Source organism: 'Nostoc azollae' 0708, from assembly GCF_000196515.1.
Taxonomy (GTDB): Bacteria; Cyanobacteriota; Cyanobacteriia; order Cyanobacteriales; family Nostocaceae; genus Trichormus_B; species Trichormus_B azollae.
In genome coordinates, this window is the sequence record NC_014248.1 from 4156782 (window position 1) to 4172966 (window position 16185).

16 protein-coding genes are annotated in these 16185 nt (G+C 38.5%); 9 read left to right on the top strand and 7 right to left on the bottom strand.

Annotation, left to right across the window (positions count from 1 at the left end):
- Positions 1 to 238: 238 nt before the first annotated feature.
- Together AAZO_RS19405 and AAZO_RS19410 are read right to left on the bottom strand one after the other, a co-directional pair.
- Positions 239 to 511, bottom strand: a complete 273-nt coding sequence (locus AAZO_RS19405; protein WP_144031334.1) for a hypothetical protein — start codon at positions 509 to 511, stop codon at positions 239 to 241.
- 31 nt (positions 512 to 542) lie between these two features.
- A complete protein-coding gene (locus AAZO_RS19410) occupies positions 543 to 1007 on the bottom strand; it encodes a hypothetical protein (RefSeq protein ID WP_013192552.1) in 465 nt (154 codons plus the stop codon).
- A 361-nt stretch (positions 1008 to 1368) separates the two neighbouring features.
- Here AAZO_RS19410 and AAZO_RS19415 point away from each other — a divergent pair, with 361 nt between their 5' ends.
- Positions 1369 to 2109, top strand: a complete 741-nt coding sequence (locus tag AAZO_RS19415) for a tetratricopeptide repeat protein (RefSeq protein ID WP_013192553.1) — start codon at positions 1369 to 1371, stop codon at positions 2107 to 2109.
- A gap of 507 nt (positions 2110 to 2616) precedes the next feature.
- On the opposite strand, the gene AAZO_RS19420 is transcribed toward AAZO_RS19415, so the two are convergent.
- Both AAZO_RS19420 and psaM read right to left on the bottom strand, forming a co-directional pair.
- A complete protein-coding gene (locus AAZO_RS19420; protein WP_013192554.1) occupies positions 2617 to 3027 on the bottom strand; it encodes a slr1601 family putative cell division protein in 411 nt (136 codons plus the stop codon).
- A gap of 253 nt (positions 3028 to 3280) precedes the next feature.
- On the bottom strand, positions 3281 to 3376 hold the full coding sequence (gene psaM, locus AAZO_RS31395; protein WP_006196319.1) for a photosystem I reaction center subunit XII: 96 nt from the start codon (positions 3374 to 3376) through the stop codon (positions 3281 to 3283).
- Positions 3377 to 3567: 191 nt separating this feature from the next.
- Here psaM and AAZO_RS19425 point away from each other — a divergent pair, with 191 nt between their 5' ends.
- The 6 genes from AAZO_RS19425 to AAZO_RS19450 all read left to right on the top strand — a co-directional run bounded on the left by AAZO_RS19425 (position 3568) and on the right by AAZO_RS19450 (position 7586).
- The gene (locus AAZO_RS19425) at positions 3568 to 4818 is read left to right on the top strand and encodes an FGGY-family carbohydrate kinase (protein WP_013192555.1); all 1251 of its coding nucleotides are present in this window, start codon (positions 3568 to 3570) and stop codon (positions 4816 to 4818) included.
- Positions 4815 to 5138, top strand: a complete 324-nt coding sequence (locus AAZO_RS41640) for an MASE1 domain-containing protein (RefSeq protein WP_041641484.1) — start codon at positions 4815 to 4817, stop codon at positions 5136 to 5138. Before AAZO_RS19425 ends, AAZO_RS41640 begins: the two co-directional genes overlap by 4 nt.
- Positions 5139 to 5166: 28 nt before the next feature.
- Positions 5167 to 5856 (top strand): MASE1 domain-containing protein, encoded by a 690-nt coding sequence (locus AAZO_RS19435; RefSeq protein WP_266889655.1) that lies wholly within the window; start codon positions 5167 to 5169, stop codon positions 5854 to 5856.
- Between the two features lie 147 nt (positions 5857 to 6003).
- A complete protein-coding gene (locus AAZO_RS19440) occupies positions 6004 to 6303 on the top strand; it encodes a GAF domain-containing protein (protein WP_041641491.1) in 300 nt (99 codons plus the stop codon).
- Positions 6304 to 6399: 96 nt separating this feature from the next.
- On the top strand, positions 6400 to 7254 hold the full coding sequence (locus AAZO_RS19445) for a sensor histidine kinase (RefSeq protein ID WP_041641495.1): 855 nt from the start codon (positions 6400 to 6402) through the stop codon (positions 7252 to 7254).
- Entirely contained in the window at positions 7251 to 7586 is a 336-nt protein-coding gene (locus tag AAZO_RS19450) for a response regulator (RefSeq protein ID WP_081462831.1), read from the top strand. The genes AAZO_RS19445 and AAZO_RS19450 overlap by 4 nt, the downstream gene beginning before the upstream one ends.
- 181 nt (positions 7587 to 7767) lie before the next feature.
- Here AAZO_RS19450 and AAZO_RS19455 read toward each other — a convergent pair whose 3' ends face one another.
- A complete protein-coding gene (locus AAZO_RS19455) occupies positions 7768 to 9273 on the bottom strand; it encodes a sensor histidine kinase (RefSeq protein WP_013192556.1) in 1506 nt (501 codons plus the stop codon).
- A gap of 712 nt (positions 9274 to 9985) precedes the next feature.
- Here AAZO_RS19455 and AAZO_RS19460 point away from each other — a divergent pair.
- Both AAZO_RS19460 and AAZO_RS19465 read left to right on the top strand, forming a co-directional pair.
- A complete protein-coding gene (locus AAZO_RS19460) occupies positions 9986 to 10414 on the top strand; it encodes a BON domain-containing protein (RefSeq protein ID WP_013192557.1) in 429 nt (142 codons plus the stop codon).
- 163 nt (positions 10415 to 10577) lie between these two features.
- Positions 10578 to 12557, top strand: coding sequence for an ABC1 kinase family protein (locus tag AAZO_RS19465; RefSeq protein ID WP_013192558.1), 1980 nt, complete (start codon positions 10578 to 10580; stop codon positions 12555 to 12557).
- Positions 12558 to 12595: 38 nt separating this feature from the next.
- On the opposite strand, the gene AAZO_RS19470 is transcribed toward AAZO_RS19465, so the two are convergent.
- Both AAZO_RS19470 and AAZO_RS19475 read right to left on the bottom strand, forming a co-directional pair.
- Positions 12596 to 13027, bottom strand: coding sequence for a hypothetical protein (locus AAZO_RS19470; RefSeq protein ID WP_013192559.1), 432 nt, complete (start codon positions 13025 to 13027; stop codon positions 12596 to 12598).
- Between the two features lie 107 nt (positions 13028 to 13134).
- Entirely contained in the window at positions 13135 to 16155 is a 3021-nt protein-coding gene (locus tag AAZO_RS19475) for a valine--tRNA ligase (RefSeq protein ID WP_013192560.1), read from the bottom strand.
- Between the last annotated feature and the right edge of the window lie 30 nt (positions 16156 to 16185).

The following is a 16185-nucleotide window of genomic DNA, read 5'->3' on the forward strand; positions in this document are numbered from 1 at the left end:
AAATTAATCCCGCTGAGGCGGTTTTTATTTAGATACACTCACGATTTAGCTAAAACCGACAGAAGCCCCACAACTCAACCGAAGGGGAGCGTGGGATGAATGTCGGGTGAATGACGACAGTTATCCGACCAATCTGCGCCAACACGTAATGCTAAAGCAAAATAGCCGCTAAAGCGTAGCGTCTCGTAGAGAGGGAGGAGAACATGGAGGAAATGAGCAAATGTTGTGTGATAGCATTTTATAGCAAATTGATTTCACTGTAAAATGTTAAAAGTCGTTTTCTACCTTCACTGATGACTGTTTTGCGCCACCCAGACAACGGTTCTGTAAACATAAAGATATTGGCTGTTCCATTCATTGCGTTCGTTTCATAATCAACCGACTGTGGCTGTCCAGGTTTGGCTGACAGAGGAATGGGGGTTTCTTTGACCAATTGTATAGGCTGCTCATCCATGCAAATCACCGGACACTTGTGGTCATTCAATAATTGATGCACGACTAAAAGCGGCATCGTAAAGCTTCAACATAATAATTGCTTAAAATTAAAGAACTTTGTGAGTGTGAGAATGTTGTTTAATGTTGTCTTCCTTGGTGACAACTCTGCCTGCATTGAGTATCCGCTTCCGTTCTGTAGAATAGTTCAAATCGGTTTTAGTTGTTCCCACAGGTATAAAGGTTTGGGCTGATTGACGGCGCTTGTAGGTGCGAGCCGCTGAAAATGCCCTTAACAGAAATTCATCTCCGAATTGTGCAGATTCTGGAAATCCTGGAGGTAACAAAAGGTTATCACCTGCCAATATAGATCCCAGATTTGTCCCATAGGCGAGCTTATATGAAGTAGGAATGCCTTTTAAGATAGCTTCCAATGCTGCTGAGGGAATAGGCTCGATAACTTCGATTTGATGCACTTCTCCATCTTCTTTGTAGAAGCACGTTGCCAAGCCAATCACAATGTAATCATCTGCTGTGAGATCGGAAGCATTTGGATAAGAAATTGCTGTTGTCATGGGAAAATTTCCTCAAAATTTAAATCTAGGAAATGGGGACAGGAGATAGAAGGAAGGAGGCAAGAATTAAGTTTTTTTCCTACACTCCTACACTCCTACACCCTATACACCATCTTTTTGGCATTCTACCAACTTGTTACTGCTATCTACTTGAGTATTCTGGGAGATTGATGTAATTCTTTCAGGAATTGGATTCAGGAGTGAAGTATATATTATTAGGTTTACGGCTTAATTTTTAAGTAGTTTACATTCAGTCCTGTAAGCCTAAATTTCTGAATAAGTGACACAGTGGCCAAACCACTAGCGGGCAAAAAACTATAATTTAATTTCACAAAGCAAGTTGCTGAAGGACGGATAATATATGGATCATTACTTGTTTTTAGCTTTTGGTAGTCACCAAAATAACTTATACAGTACAGATAAGACAAACACTGCGTATATGCAAAAAACAGGAGTTAAAGACAGTAATAAATCTTCACTTGAGAATAGCTACTTAAGGTCTTATGCTTTAAAGTTAGCTCATCAGGGAGATTACACTGAGGCGATCACTTTATTAAGCCAACTTATTGATAGTCATCCTCAGAATGCGGTTGATTATAATAACCGGGGGTTGGTTTATTTTCAAAGTGGTGAATCTCAAAAAGCTTTGCGTGACTACAATACAGCAATGCAACTAAATCCTAACTTAGCCAGTGTTTATAATAACCGGGCTAATTACTATGCTGCTTGTGGAGAGTTAGCCGCAGCATTGGTTGACTATGATCAGGCGTTGGATTTAAATCCGCGTTATGTTCGTGCTTGGATTAATCGAGGTATTACGCTGCGTGATTTGGGGCAATACAAAGACGCAATTGATAATTTTGAAATTTCACTGCTGTTTGGTCAGCTAGAAGGTAATATTTGGGCAGAACGTGGTAGAACATATCATGTATGGGGTGACTGGAATTGTGCGATCTCCGATTATTACCGTGCCCTCACACATCTAATTTCTCAAGATACCAACGAAGAAGTTTCTACTTATCGTCTCCGGTTACAAATAGAAAATTGGCTGGATGAACTCCTGTTTTCTCAAAAAACTGATTGGTATAGCAATCCTAAATGAATCATGAGTAAATACTTTTACTGCATTTGTAACTTATAAAAGTTGTAACTTATAAAACTAGAATTTAAAGCTATGAATTACCCTTCATATAGCACTTCAGCCACAAAACACAAATTTATTTGGTATTTTATGTTATCTGTAATCAATTAAGTATTTTCTCACGAATGATTCCGGATTGCTATAGAAGTTGAATATCAATTCAAAATTAAAATTTAAAACTTAAAAATTGGACTGATAGGATTGTATCTGGCTTTGCGGGTTTAATCTGTCACATTTTTGTCAAATGATATAAGAATAAACTCAAAGTTCAAAAAAACATTTTTGAACAAAACATTTTTGAACTTTGATTGCAAATTTAAATTGGTAGATAGCGCCTCTGTATCTTTGATTTGCTAATAGATTATAACTATAGAACTCTGTAATAATTAGCTATTAGCTATTGATACTCATAGAAATTAATTTCCTGTTTATACACATTCCGAATTATAACAGTTGTATAAACTTGCCTCATGGACTCGAATATGATTGTTCGGCATCTTTAAGATCTGGGTTAATCAGTATAACCTGCCGTTGACTAGGATCAAATCGGTATGATTGTTCTTGTCTAATACTTTTAGCTTGACTAGGATCAAAGTTGCGGCTAAATTCCGTCCTTAAACTATTAACACGAGCTTCCATCAGCTTGACTTCTGTGCGGATTTCTCGCAACTTGTCTTGCTGTAACCAATGATATGGTAACAGTTGTACTAAAGCCGATACCGCCGCTGTAATAATCACCAAGTTTACAGTGATCTTGGCAGAAGTTTCCAGTGCCATTATCTGGTAGGAACGTTGGTGGAGATGTTTCTTTGGTCTAGGTACAGATCGACGCTGTTTTTCTGGTTGTAGCGGTGGTCTGGATGGTTGAAAAGCATTCATGATACTAAAAATAGTCTTGCTAACTGAAGGGAGGCACCATTAAAAGCAAACTGGCGCTAATTTTGGCTTGATTTAGCTGCCATATTACTTCATTTTTTGTAAATTTCTACAATAAATACATAATTAAAAAAAATACCTGGCATACGCAGGTACATTTTCTCAAAATACTTTTAGCTCAAAGCCGTAAGATTTTAGAGGCTGTATTCCGTATGTCCAGGATAATTTAGTCGTCTGGGCGTGTCACATCTGGGAGTTACTTGTAAAGTTCAGTAGCCAAACGCCAAGCTAGAATGCCTGGAATCAAAGCCACAGCTAGAGCGATGTACACTTGAGTATCTGATATAGGCATGGTGGAAACCCTCTTAACGTCAAACTAGATGATTAAGACTTCGTTTACTACTTTTCCCTGTTTTGCCAAGATTGGGGAATATCTTGTTACAAGATGCAACAAAAACATGATCTTAGAAGAAGAAGGAATTCAGAAGTCAGGAGTCAGCAGGAATAGATTATTCTCCCTCATTTTCCCCACACCCCATCATTATGACTTTCTACTTGGGTATTGATTTTGGTACATCTGGGGCACGAGCAGTGGTGATTGATGATGAAGCTAGGATTGTGTCCCAGATGCGTCATCCTTGGACAAATATTGCAGATTGGGTAAGTTGCTGGAAAGAGGCTTTATGGAGTCTTCTAGAGGCAATTTCCCTGGAGCTCAAGGGAGAAATTCGTGCGATCGCTATTAACGGTACTTCTTCAACAATCTTGCTCACTGATGCCACTGGCCAGCCTGTAGATCTCCCCTTATTGTATAACGATGCACGGGGATCAATGGTGCTAAAGGATTTGAGCCACATTGTACCACCCAATCACACCGTATTAAGTGCTACTTCTAGCCTTGCCAAACTGCTGTGGATGGAACATTTACCTTCTTTTGGGCAAGCTAGATATTTATTACATCAAGCTGATTGGCTGGCATTTCTTCTGCATGGGCAATTAGGTATTAGCGACTACCATAATGCTCTCAAATTGGGTTACGACGTGGAAAAGCTTCAATATCCAGAATGGCTAGAAAAACTGCAAATTCCAATTACTTTGCCCCAAATTTTAGCACCTGGCACACCAGTAGGCCAATTAAATCCAGAAATTGCTGCTAAATTTGGTTTTAGGCATGATTGCTTGGTATGTGCAGGGACAACAGACAGCATTGCAGCTTTTTTGGCTAGTGGTGCAAAATCACCAGGGCAAGCAGTAACTTCTTTGGGTTCAACCTTGGTACTTAAACTTTTGAGCCGTACTCGCATAGAAGATGCGCGATATGGTATTTATAGCCATCGCTTAGGTGATTTATGGTTAACTGGAGGAGCTTCTAATACAGGATGTGCAGTGTTGAAGAAATTTTTTACTGATGAAGAATTAGTCAGCTTGAGTCGGGAAATTGATGTATCGAAAGCCAGTGAATTAGATTATTATCCATTATTGAAAGAGGGTGATCGATTTCCCATTAATGATCCCCACCTACCTCCCAAATTAGAACCCCGTCCAGATAATCCCAGAGAATTTTTACACGGCTTACTAGAAAGTATGGCACGAATAGAGGCAAGAGGGTACAAGTTATTACAGGAACTAGGAGCAGATCAATTAAAGCACGTTTATACTGCTGGTGGTGGGGCGGCAAATTCCACTTGGACTGCTATTAGAGGTAGGTATTTAAACATCCCAATAGCTTCCTCTATCAATACAGAAGCAGCCTATGGAACTGCGCTTTTAGCAATGCAGCAATTAAAAATATGAAGTATGATTTAAGACCTGTTTTAATCCGTCTGCCATTGATAGCAGTTTTAGCCCTTCTTTACTATGAAACTGCAGAATTATCTCGGATTCTCGCTTCCACTCCCCAAAATGTTACACCAGTTTGGCCACCTGATGGATTTGCTACTGCTGCCATTTTACTTTTCCGTTATTGGATTTGGCCAGGAGTATTAGTAGGTTCATTTTTAGCGAACATAAGTGCATTTATTGATGCTCAAAGCATAGTGACTCAAATTATCTCAATTGTAGAGGTTTTAGCTATTGCTGGAGGAACAACTTTAGGCACACTATTTATTAGGTAGCTTCTTACTTCGCAAATCAATAGGCCATATTTCTCCACTAAACCGACTTAGTGATGTGATCAAATTTTTATTCTTCACCGGGATGCTCGGACCAGTTGTGAATGCAACAGTAGGAGTCACAGCTTTAACAGCAGGAGGGAAAATACCTAACAGTCAATATATTCAAGTTTGGTTAACTTGGTGGATATCTAACGTAGCAGGAGTTTTTATTTTTACACCAGCACTATTGAATTGGGGAGAATTGATTAAATATAATATTCTATCTTTTCATAATAATTCTTTAAACCTTAGCTTAAACAATTTAAAATTGGGACAATTTATCGAAGTCGTAATATTACTATTAATTGTAATTTGGATAGGAGAAAACGCCTTTTGGTGTAACTACTTCATAGAGTATATCCTAATTCCCTGTATAGCTTGGGCCGCTTTCCGTTTTGGAAAATTAGGTTCTACTAACTTAATTGTAATTATCGCTGTAATCGCTGTTTTAGGAACAGTTAGAGGATTAGGACTTTTTGCCCGTCCTACCTTGACTGAATCCTTAATATTATTACAATGTTTTATAGGAGTAATTGTATTAAAAATCTTGGTCTTAAATGCTGTACTAAAGCAAAAAGAACAGGCACTCTTGATCTTAAGAAAATCACAATTACATACATTTTTTAGACAAATCCTCCGAACTCCAGCAGACAGCAGCGGTTTTAGAGCAACAATTTGAAAGAGCCTTACTAAAAAAAAAATCACTGGAAAAATTAGGCAAAATTTAGATAGAGAACAAATATTTCATACAACAGCTAGCCGGTTTGGACAAGCATTAAAAGTTAATTCTTGTTGAATTTATACTTATCATTCTAACCCTGATACTGTGCTAGTCTCCAGAGCGGAATATTTACAATCTAACTGTCAGTCAATCCGCCAATTAGATATTTATATTAAACATAATCCTGATTTAGAAAAATTATTTATCAATGATAAGGCTCTTGTTTCTAAAAATATTCATACCGACAAAATTTCAGTTCCATTTGCTAATTTATATCAGGCAATTAATCTCAAAACCATAATCAGTGTACCCACCTCCTATAACAGTGAAGTCAATGGTGTAATTAGTGTCCATCAGTATGATGACTTTCCCACATGGACGAATGATGAAATCGAGTTTTTATAAGCAGTCGCAAATCAAGTAGGTATTGCTTTAGCTCATGCTCAATTTTCAGAACAAGAAAAGCAACAGAAAGAACAGCTTACTCGGCAAAATTTAGAGTTGGCAGCGACCAAACAAGCTGCTGTAACTCCTAACCACGCTAAAAGTGAATTTCCCACCAACATGAGTCATGAACTTCGCACACCACTCAATGGTATTTTAGGAATTTCCCAAGTTTTTCAGCATTTACCAAAGTTAACAAATCAGGAAAAAGAAGATATTGCTATTGTTGAAAAATCTGGCTTATACCTCCTGACTCTTATTAATGAGATTCTCGATATTTCTAAAATAGAAGCAGGAAAGATGGAACTTGAACATCAAAATTTCAATTTTCCTGATTTTCTTAAAGGAATAGTAGGGACTTATTGCAACTCTTCAGCAGAAAAAAATATTGATTTTATTTATCAATTTAGTTCTGACATACCTGTAGTTGTCAAAGCTGATGAGAAACGATTACGGCAAATTCTGCTAAACTTATTAGGCAATGCTATTAAATTTACCTCTAGAGGTAAAGTAAAATTTACGGTCAATATAATTAGTAAAGAAACTCATAATGAATCATTATCTTTGACTAAAGTCAAGTTTGAGATCAGTGATACAGGTATAGGCATTCCTACTGAAAAATTGTCCAAGATATTTTTAGCATTTGAACAAGTAGGGGCAACCCAATTAAAAGGTCAAGGTACAGGATTAGGTTTAGCAATTAGTCAAAAGATAGCCCGAATGATGGGTAGTGATATTACAGTAATTAGTAAACTAGGGAAAGGTAATATTCTCAGTTTCCATCTAGATTTAAATACGGTTTTAAACTCTCCAAAAAAACTAACTCCAAAAATTAAAATAGATAGCAATATATCACAGAATATACCTTTAAATATTATTGTAGCACAAGATAATATAGTAAATGAAAAATAGCAGAGAAATTATTCCAAAAATTGGGATATAAAATAGAAGTTGTCCCTAATGGTTATGAAGTTTTGAATTGGTTACAACAGCAATTTTATGATGTTATTTTTATGGATATACAAATGCCAGGATTAGATGGAATAGAAGCCACTGAAGAAATTTATCACCTATGGGCTGAAAGTCGTCCTTACATTATAGCTATGACGGCTAATGCAATCGAACGAGATAGAGCAAATTGTTTAGCTGCGGGTATGGATCATTATATTTCTAAGCCTGTAAAAGTAGAAGCACTTTTTCAAGCAATTCAACTTATGGAAGAAAGACGATATCGTAATTCGTAATAGTTCCTTCAGTCCCAATATATACAATTATAATTGTAAACATTCAGCTAATACCTAACGGGACACTACGCGAACAGCAGTCAGCTTTTTCAGGCTAACGTCCAAAATACCTATTTGATAATTAACCATTTTTTAAACATTCTGACTTCTGACTCCTGAACTATTACTTAAAAATCAAAAGTTAAGTGAATTTTACCTTTTGTTTGCTGTTGACTTCCAAAGGTAAAAAAATCGTCAATACTTCTCCATACTTGGGATTTTGACGGACAATTAACTTACCACCAATTGCCTGAAATAGATGCTTAGTTGCAGCAATATTTAAACTAATTGTTCCAGTTTCTGGTTGAAACATTAATAGCTGACCAAGAGATTTACGAATTGGTAGTGTTGCAGTTCTAGTTGTATCTTGGCAATCTAATTGAGGAGATAATTGTAATTTGAGTTGATCACCAGCGGGAATAACTTGAACTTGAATAGAACTTCCAGGGGGTAAACTGCGGGTAAAGTTCTCCATTAAACCCGTAAGTACCCGGTCTAGCATAGCGGGATTACTGACCACAGTTGGCAGTTGCTGGGGTAAAGCCACATCTAAAGTTAAATTCCGTCGTGTTGCTGCTTGTTGCCAACGAGGGATACTTTGCTGTAATACTTGATCCAAAGACATGGGAGTTAATTGTGTATTGGCAGATTTTGCGGCAGAACAAGTTTGTAATTCTGCCGCTTTAAACAATAACTCCATGCGGTCAATTTGCTCAGTACACTCGTGGTCAATTACTTCTAATCGCTTAATTACGGGAATAGATAAGTCCCGCCGCTTCAGTAGCAGACGAGTAAGAGTGCGAATAGTCGCTAATGGTGTGCGGACTTCGTGAGCAAAGGCTTGTAGTAATTCTACATCAGAACGGGAAGATAGTTTTGGTGATGGGGAAGTGGGAATATGAGGAAGTGGAGAAATGGGAGGATTATGTACTGCTTTATCTGCTTCTGGCTCTGCTAATTCCTGAAGCAACAACTGGCTAAATTGAATTACCGTTTGATAATCTGCTACAACTGGGGAATATTGCTGAACTAAAACATCCAACTCAGCGAATAAATCTGGATTAGTCAGAACAACCCTTGCACCTAATGCGTGCCAAGCCTGTTGTACTACTTCTGGTTCAAATGAAAATAAAAATTCTTTTTTACCGCTTATGTGTTCTGACAAAACCAGAACTAATCTAAATTTTTCTGTGAATACCAAGCAAAATTGTTCTGATCCCAGAGGATCGGCAGGTAATAAAGGTAATATGGATTCCTCTGGATTGATTTCTGTGTGTGCGTAAGCACAGTCTGTCATTCCCGGTGAGTTTTCCAGAGTACACATTACCTCTTTCCCACCACTCTGCACCATCGCTGGTGAGATATGAAACGGCATCAAAGCCAACGGGTTAAAAGGTTTGGCTGTAAAAGTTACTGTTTGTAAACTTTGAGTTAGTTTTGGCTGACTAAATAAGGGTGCTGGTGCAGTTAGAACCAAACCTTGAGTGATATTAGGGGTAGTGGGTGCTAAAGTTTTGAGTAGTAGATGTTCAGTAGCAGCTAAACTGATGCGCCATTGCTGCTCTGCTTTGGCAGATGAACACTCAGCCATAGTTGATTGGCTATAGGCTAAAACTTCTCTCAGACTTGGCAAGATCCATTCGTACACAGGTTTTCACCCCTTGATTCAAGAGCGTCTAACAGCAGCTAAAGTAGACATTGCACCATATACTTACTTACGAGGTTATAGTCATTCCTGCACTAATAACAGTCGTAGAACCGAACAATTCAGGGGCAATTTCCGCAGGTAGCAAGGGAAAGGGGCAGGAGATAATATATTGTCCTCCCTATTTCTCTATATCCTCTGTAACTGTCGATAGCCTAAAATTTTGCTTCAGAATGCGTCAAACTTCTCCAAATCTGATAACATCAAGTGATCCAGATGTGGCTGCATAATCTACCCTTAAAAAAGCTGCGGGGATTCTAAGCTCAGATCCATAGATCGATTAACCAGTCATTTTCCATATACTAGTCCTCTTAGGTTTGTAGCCATTAAGAAAATTGAATTGGTACTTTTCTGAGAAAAGGCTTGTAAATCTGAGTCGCTAGAAAGTTATCCAATCTTCAATTTTCATAGGACTTACGCAAGTGTCGCAATCAAATCTCTTGTAGGGTGCCTCAGATGTCGAAAATCTGTTGATATTAACCAATTGATAGGTCTGACTTATCCTACTAATATACTAGTTGCGTAAGTCCTGTTTCAGCAAACTAAATGCTTGATTAAGCATGGGTGTAGTCATTTAATTTGTTTTTTAAGATTCCCTCCTGGACATCACAGACACCTCAATTCATCGCTTCAAGTATTCAATTGGTAGATAAACATGAAAAACCTCATTCCTTTCGTTGTTAGTGGCATTTTAGTTGTTGGTGTTTTTGGTTGCCAAGAAGCTCGTAAAACTGGTTCAGAAACTCCTGCTACAAAAACTGAAGCTATTTTGGCACCAGTTAAACCGACATCTCAAACAACACAAGTTACAGAAAAAACTGCTCACCCTGAAAAATCAACTACAAAAATTACTCCGGGGTCTGCTAAACCTGCAGGCGATTTGACAACGGAAATTAGCAAAAAGTTAAAGGCAGGTTTACCCAGCAATCAGTTGGAAGTAGAGAATCAGGAAGGTGTAATTATCCTCAAAGGTGCTGCTGCTTCCGAGGAAGAACTCAAAAAAGCAGAAGCTTTGGTTAAGGAAGTCAAAGGTGTGAAAAGTTTCAAAGTAGAGGCAAAGGTTACATCTGAGAAGAAGCAATAACAGGTAATAGGGAAATGGGGAGGATGAGGGATATGAGGGAGAATAATCTATTCCTCCTGACTGCTGACTCCTGCCTCAATGTGCAAACTTGTTATGAATATGCTGAAATGGCAATATATTGTTACAATACTTAACAGCGTTCATCTAACTGGTGGCTTTCCTCATGATGGTTAAGAGTTTCACACCTCCTAGTTCCCAATCGAGTGTGCAGGACAGTGGCAACAGCAAGTTGTCGGTTATTGAAGTAGTACCTGAAAATGGGATAGGAGCCTTAGTCAGCAGTTCTCCCACAATCTTAAGAACTACACAAGCTGAACCGGAAATACTGCGTTATGATCCTGTAGAAATCCTAGCGCACTATGAAAATAAACTTTTACAAGTGTTACGCCGGACTTTGGCAGTTCTGCAACCAACTTTGTCTTATGTTTTCGGTTTGTGGTTGGATAATAAACGGGGTGTTAAGGTCAAAAATGACCGTAGTCGGGCTATTCAACTGCGAGAGTTGTTGACTAAGCTGGGACCTGCTTATATTAAAATCGGACAGGCTTTGTCTACTCGGCCTGATTTGGTGCCACCAGTATATCTGGAGGAGTTAACTAGACTGCAAGACCAATTACCAGCGTTTCCGAATGAAATTGCTTACCAGTTTATTGAGGAGGAACTGGGGGCTAAACCAGAGGAAATTTATGCGGAAGTTTCACCTGAACCTATTGCTGCTGCTTCTTTAGGACAGGTATACAAGGGGAAGCTTAAAACTGGGGAAGAGGTGGCTATTAAGGTACAGCGCCCAGATTTACGAGAAATAATTACTATTGATTTGTATATTTTACGCCGCCTTGCTGGTTGGGTACAACGGAAGGTGAAGCGGGTACGGAGTGATTTAGTTGGCATTTTGGATGAGTTGGGCGATCGCATTTTTGAAGAAATGGATTATATCCATGAAGGTGAAAATGCGGAACGCTTCTTTGAATTATACGGGCATATTCAAGATATCTACGTTCCCAAAATTTATTGGGAATACACTAACCGTCGTGTTTTAACGATGGAGTGGATTAAGGGGATTAAATTAACTCAAACCAGTGAAATTAAGGAACTAGGAATAGATGCACGCTATTTAATTGAAGTGGGTGTGCAGTGTTCTTTGCGTCAATTATTGGAACATGGATTTTTCCATGCTGACCCTCATCCTGGTAATTTGTTAGCTACTTTTGATGGTAAGTTGGCTTATCTAGACTTTGGGATGATGAGCGAAATTAGGCCACCACAGCGTTATGGTTTAATTGAGGCGATCGTTCACGTTGTCAACCGTGATTTTGACTCTTTAGCACAAGATTATGTGAAATTAGAGTTTCTTTCTCCAGAAACAGATTTAACACCAATTATTCCTGCTTTTGGCAAAGTTTTTGCTAACGCTCAAGGTGCAAGTGTAGCAGAATTAAACATTAAAAGCATCACAGATGATTTATCGGCATTAATGTATGAGTATCCTTTCCGCGTTCCTCCTTATTACGCTTTAATTATTCGTTCTTTGGTGACATTGGAAGGGATTGCTATCTATATTGATCCTAACTTTAAAGTTCTCAGTGAAGCTTATCCTTATGTTTCTAAACGCCTGTTAACTGACCCAGCGGACGAATTAAGAACTTCATTACGAGATTTACTTTTTAAAGATGGTAAATTCCGGTGGAATCGTTTAGAAAATTTGTTAAAAAATGCCCGTAGTAATCAGGATTACGACTTTAATTTAGTAGTGTCTCAGGGAATAGACTTTTTATCTTCTGAACGGGGAGCATTTATTCGTGACAGGTTGGTTGATGAGTTTATAAATGGACTCGATGCCATGAGTAAAAATGCCTTACATGGTGTTACATCACTATTGCGGGAAAGAGTGGGATTAACAGCTATTAGTGAAACTCCTCGGGCTACAGTTGAACAACAACAAACCTTAGAACATATCAAACGCATTGTGGGGATTTTGCGAGAAACTAGAGGTTTTGATCCGGCAAAACTCGCTCCTCAAATAGCGCAAATTTTTGTGAATCCTAAAGTACAAAATTTGGGGCAACAAATTGCCCATCGTTTTACACAGAAAGCTTTAGCTAAGTTGATTAGACAATTATTAGCAGCAGAAGAAATTGGGTAAAGGGGACTGGTGACTGGTAACTGGGTAGTCATTACCAATTATGAATTACCCTCTTGATGACCATTTTTATCACGGTTGAGACTTTCTTCTAGGGCTTGAATTTGTTCCCGACGGGCTTCTAATTCCAAAGTACGACGTGCTAAATCTTGGCTTTGCAAGGTTAAAGATTGTCGCCAATGTTCTGCTTGATCTGCTTCCTGTTGTAAAAATGCTGGAGTAATACCAGCAGTTAGGTAAGTTTCTACTAAATAAATTAGCCACTTAGTAGCATCTTCAATTGTTTCTATTTCACCTGTAGGAGAAATTGCAACTAACACTAACACTTTCTCGTTCATGGTGTTGTCTATTTTTAAAGGAATAAATGTCTCTTCAGAAATTATTGACCATAAATATTCAGTTTCCTGATGCGCTAATAGGCATAATTGATACTGGTCAAAATCGTTTTTATGTACTTGGGCTAGATATTTCATAATTTTGTTATTAGTAATAAATCATTAATCATTTGTTTGTGACTGTTAAAAGTTTTCTTGTGAGTAAGTTGACGGTTAACAGTTAGGAGTCAACCGTCAAGTTTATGTTATACTAGACTACGCAAGCGAGCGCGTAAAATTTCTGCTTGTTTTTCGGCTTCTGTGAAAGCATTTCTTGTAGCTTGTACCACATCTATAGGTGCTTTATCTACAAAGCTGGAATTACTCAATCTTCCACTTAAAGATTTAGCTTCCGTTTCAACTTTATTCAAGCTTTTCTCTAATTTGGCACGTAAGACTTCAATATCAACTACTCCAGTCAAGGGAATTACAACCTGAACTGTACCAACAACACCAGAAATAGAATTTTCTATTTCTGGTGTTGGTGTTATTTCTGCTGTTGTTGACGTTTCTTTGACTGGGAAGTATTTAGTAAATAATTCTTGTCTCGCTTTAGCATTTAGTAAATAGCGAACAAAAAAGCAACCAGCGTAACCCAAACCCAAAGTTTCAAAGAACATCCCAAAAATTGGTAGACGTAGAGTTGTATTTCCGACAAAGATAGCGAATCTGATGGAAACTAAGACAATAATAATTAAAGCAATAGTTTTGAAAGTTCGCCAATAAGGACTGGTAAAAATTTGGTTAATTCTTGGTTCTTCTACAGTAGTTTTGGGAGCATTAATAGTTAAGGTTTCTACCTTAGCTAAATCTTTGATGTAATACTGTCCAGTTGTAAGAATTACCCTTTCTTTATCGCTTTCACTTTGCAAATTAGCAGTAATTTTTACTCCTGGTTTAACATCAGCTTCCGCGCGTAAATTGCGAATAGTGCGGATTGTATCAATTAACAAATCAAACTGTTCTTCTAAAGAAGAATCAATTAAATTTGTATCCGTTTCTGGATAGCTTTGTAAAGCTAAAGTCTGAGGACTTTCGGCTATTTGTTGGGTGAGAGTTTGCCAAATCTCTTCGGTAATATGGGGCATGAAAGGATGTAATAACTTTAATACTCCTTCCAATATTTCAGCAAGAATTTGTTGGGCAACTTTACGAGATGCCGGATCTGCATCTTTTTGTAATCTGGATTTGACTAATTCAATATACCAATCACAGAAATCACCCCAAATGAACTCATAAAGTCCTTTAGCTGCTTCTCCTAAACCGTAATTATCAATGTAATTATTTGTCTGTCTAACTACTTGATGATAACGGGAAATAATCCATTTATCACTAAGTTCTGTAAGTGCAGGTTTACCCAATTGTACTGGAGTTTGTCCATCCAAATTCATCATTACAAATCTGGCGGCATTCCATAATTTATTAGCAAAATTACGTGATGCTTCGACAGATATTGATTCATCTTTTTTGCGGTCATATTCTAAGCGAATATCTTGACCAGCACCGGCTACTTCTTTCACTAAAGTATAACGGAGGGCATCAGTTCCATATTTATCCATCAACAATAATGGGTCAATTCCATTATTTGCTGATTTGGACATTTTCTTATTATTTTCATCCCTCACTAAACCATGAATATAAACAGTTTTGAAAGGCATTTCTCCTGTAAAATGTCCTGCCATCATCGTCATTCTTGCTACCCAGAAAAAGATGATGTCAAAGCCTGTAACTAAGGTAGTGGTGGGATAGTAAGTTTCTACATCCTGTGTTTGTTCTGGCCAACCTAAAGTTGAAAATGGCCATAAACCAGAGGAAAACCAAGTATCTAAAACATCGGGGTCTTGTTCTAATTTAACTTCTTCCCCAAATTGTGATTTAGCTTTTTCTAAAGCTTCTGCTTCATTCCGTGCGACGAAATGGGGTGTGGTGTCGGTAATTTCGCCGCCTGTTTCACTAACAGCATACCAAGCAGGGATTTGATGACCCCACCAAAGTTGACGGGAAATACACCAGTCACGCAGATTTACTAACCAGTCACGATAAACCTTAGTCCAGCGTTGGGGGACGAACTCAGGGGAATTTTGCTGGTCAAGGAATTCCAGGGTTTTGTCAGCGAGGGGACGAACTTTCACAAACCACTGAGTTGAAAGCAGGGGTTCAACGGGGACTTTACCGCGATCGCTATAAGGTACTGTATGTTTATAATCTTCTATTTTAACCAGTACACCATCAGCTTCTAAACGGGCAATGACATTTTTTCTAGCAACGAAGCGGTCTTGACCTTGAAACTCACCGGCGTTCTCGTTCAGCGTGCCGTCTTTGTTCATAATATTGATAAACGGCAAGTTGTGACGCTTACCCATTTCAAAATCATTGGGGTCATGGGCGGGAGTCACTTTCACACAACCTGTACCGAAAGCAGGGTCAACTAACTCATCACCAATAATGGGGATTTCCCGATTTATGATGGGTACGATGAGGGTTTTACCAATTAAATCTTTATACCGTTCATCACCAGGGTTAACCACAACTGCTGTATCACCCAACATGGTTTCTGGTCTTGTTGTCGCAACTTCTACAAAACGAGAACCATCGCTAAGGGGATAACGGAAGTGCCAAAGATTACCATTTACTTCTTTTGGTTCGACTTCTAAATCAGATACCGCAGACTGAGAAGCGGGACACCAGTTAACCAGATAGTTACTGCGGTAAATTAATCCTTCTTCATAGAGGCGGATAAATGCTTCTAAAACAGCTTTAGATAAACCTTCATCCAAGGTGAAGCGTTCCCGTGACCAGTCCACAGAAACACCCAAACGGCGTAATTGATTAACAATTGTCCCGCCAGATTCATTTTTCCATTGCCAGGCGCGTTCCAGGAATTTTTCTCGACCTACATCATGGCGAGTTTTACCTTCAGCCTTGAGTTGGTTTTCTAAAATTGTTTGGACTGCTATACTCGCGTGGTCTGTTCCCGGTACCCATAGAGTATTATGTCCCTTCATCCGATGGTAGCGCACAAGGGTATCAATCAACGCACTTTCAAAGGCGTGACCTATATGTAAACTGCCAGTAACGTTTGGTGGTGGGATAACGACGCAGAAGGGTTCACCTTTGTGATTCGGGTCTGGCTTGTAGACTTGGTTTTCTTCCCAGAATTTTTGCCATTTGGCTTCTGTGGAGAAGGCTTCGTAGAGACTGGGGAGATTGGGAATAGTTGCGGTCATGCTGGGAATAATCAGTTCTTTAGGACTCTG

Bases quoted from the DNA above. Each gene is read 5' to 3' on its own strand.
- AAZO_RS19425 (WP_013192555.1), top strand. From the start codon at position 3,568: ATGACTTTCTACTTGGGTATTGATTTTGGTACATCTGGGGCACGAGCA.
- AAZO_RS19420 (WP_013192554.1), bottom strand. From the start codon at position 3,027: ATGAATGCTTTTCAACCATCCAGACCACCGCTACAACCAGAAAAACAG.
- AAZO_RS19405 (WP_144031334.1), bottom strand. From the start codon at position 511: ATGCCGCTTTTAGTCGTGCATCAATTATTGAATGACCACAAGTGTCCG.
- AAZO_RS19475 (WP_013192560.1), bottom strand. From the start codon at position 16,155: ATGACCGCAACTATTCCCAATCTCCCCAGTCTCTACGAAGCCTTCTCC.
- AAZO_RS19465 (WP_013192558.1), top strand. From the start codon at position 10,578: ATGATGGTTAAGAGTTTCACACCTCCTAGTTCCCAATCGAGTGTGCAG.
- psaM (WP_006196319.1), bottom strand. From the start codon at position 3,376: ATGCCTATATCAGATACTCAAGTGTACATCGCTCTAGCTGTGGCTTTG.
- AAZO_RS19415 (WP_013192553.1), top strand. From the start codon at position 1,369: ATGGATCATTACTTGTTTTTAGCTTTTGGTAGTCACCAAAATAACTTA.
- AAZO_RS41640 (WP_041641484.1), top strand. From the start codon at position 4,815: ATGAAGTATGATTTAAGACCTGTTTTAATCCGTCTGCCATTGATAGCA.
- AAZO_RS19470 (WP_013192559.1), bottom strand. From the start codon at position 13,027: ATGAAATATCTAGCCCAAGTACATAAAAACGATTTTGACCAGTATCAA.
- AAZO_RS19410 (WP_013192552.1), bottom strand. From the start codon at position 1,007: ATGACAACAGCAATTTCTTATCCAAATGCTTCCGATCTCACAGCAGAT.
- AAZO_RS19460 (WP_013192557.1), top strand. From the start codon at position 9,986: ATGAAAAACCTCATTCCTTTCGTTGTTAGTGGCATTTTAGTTGTTGGT.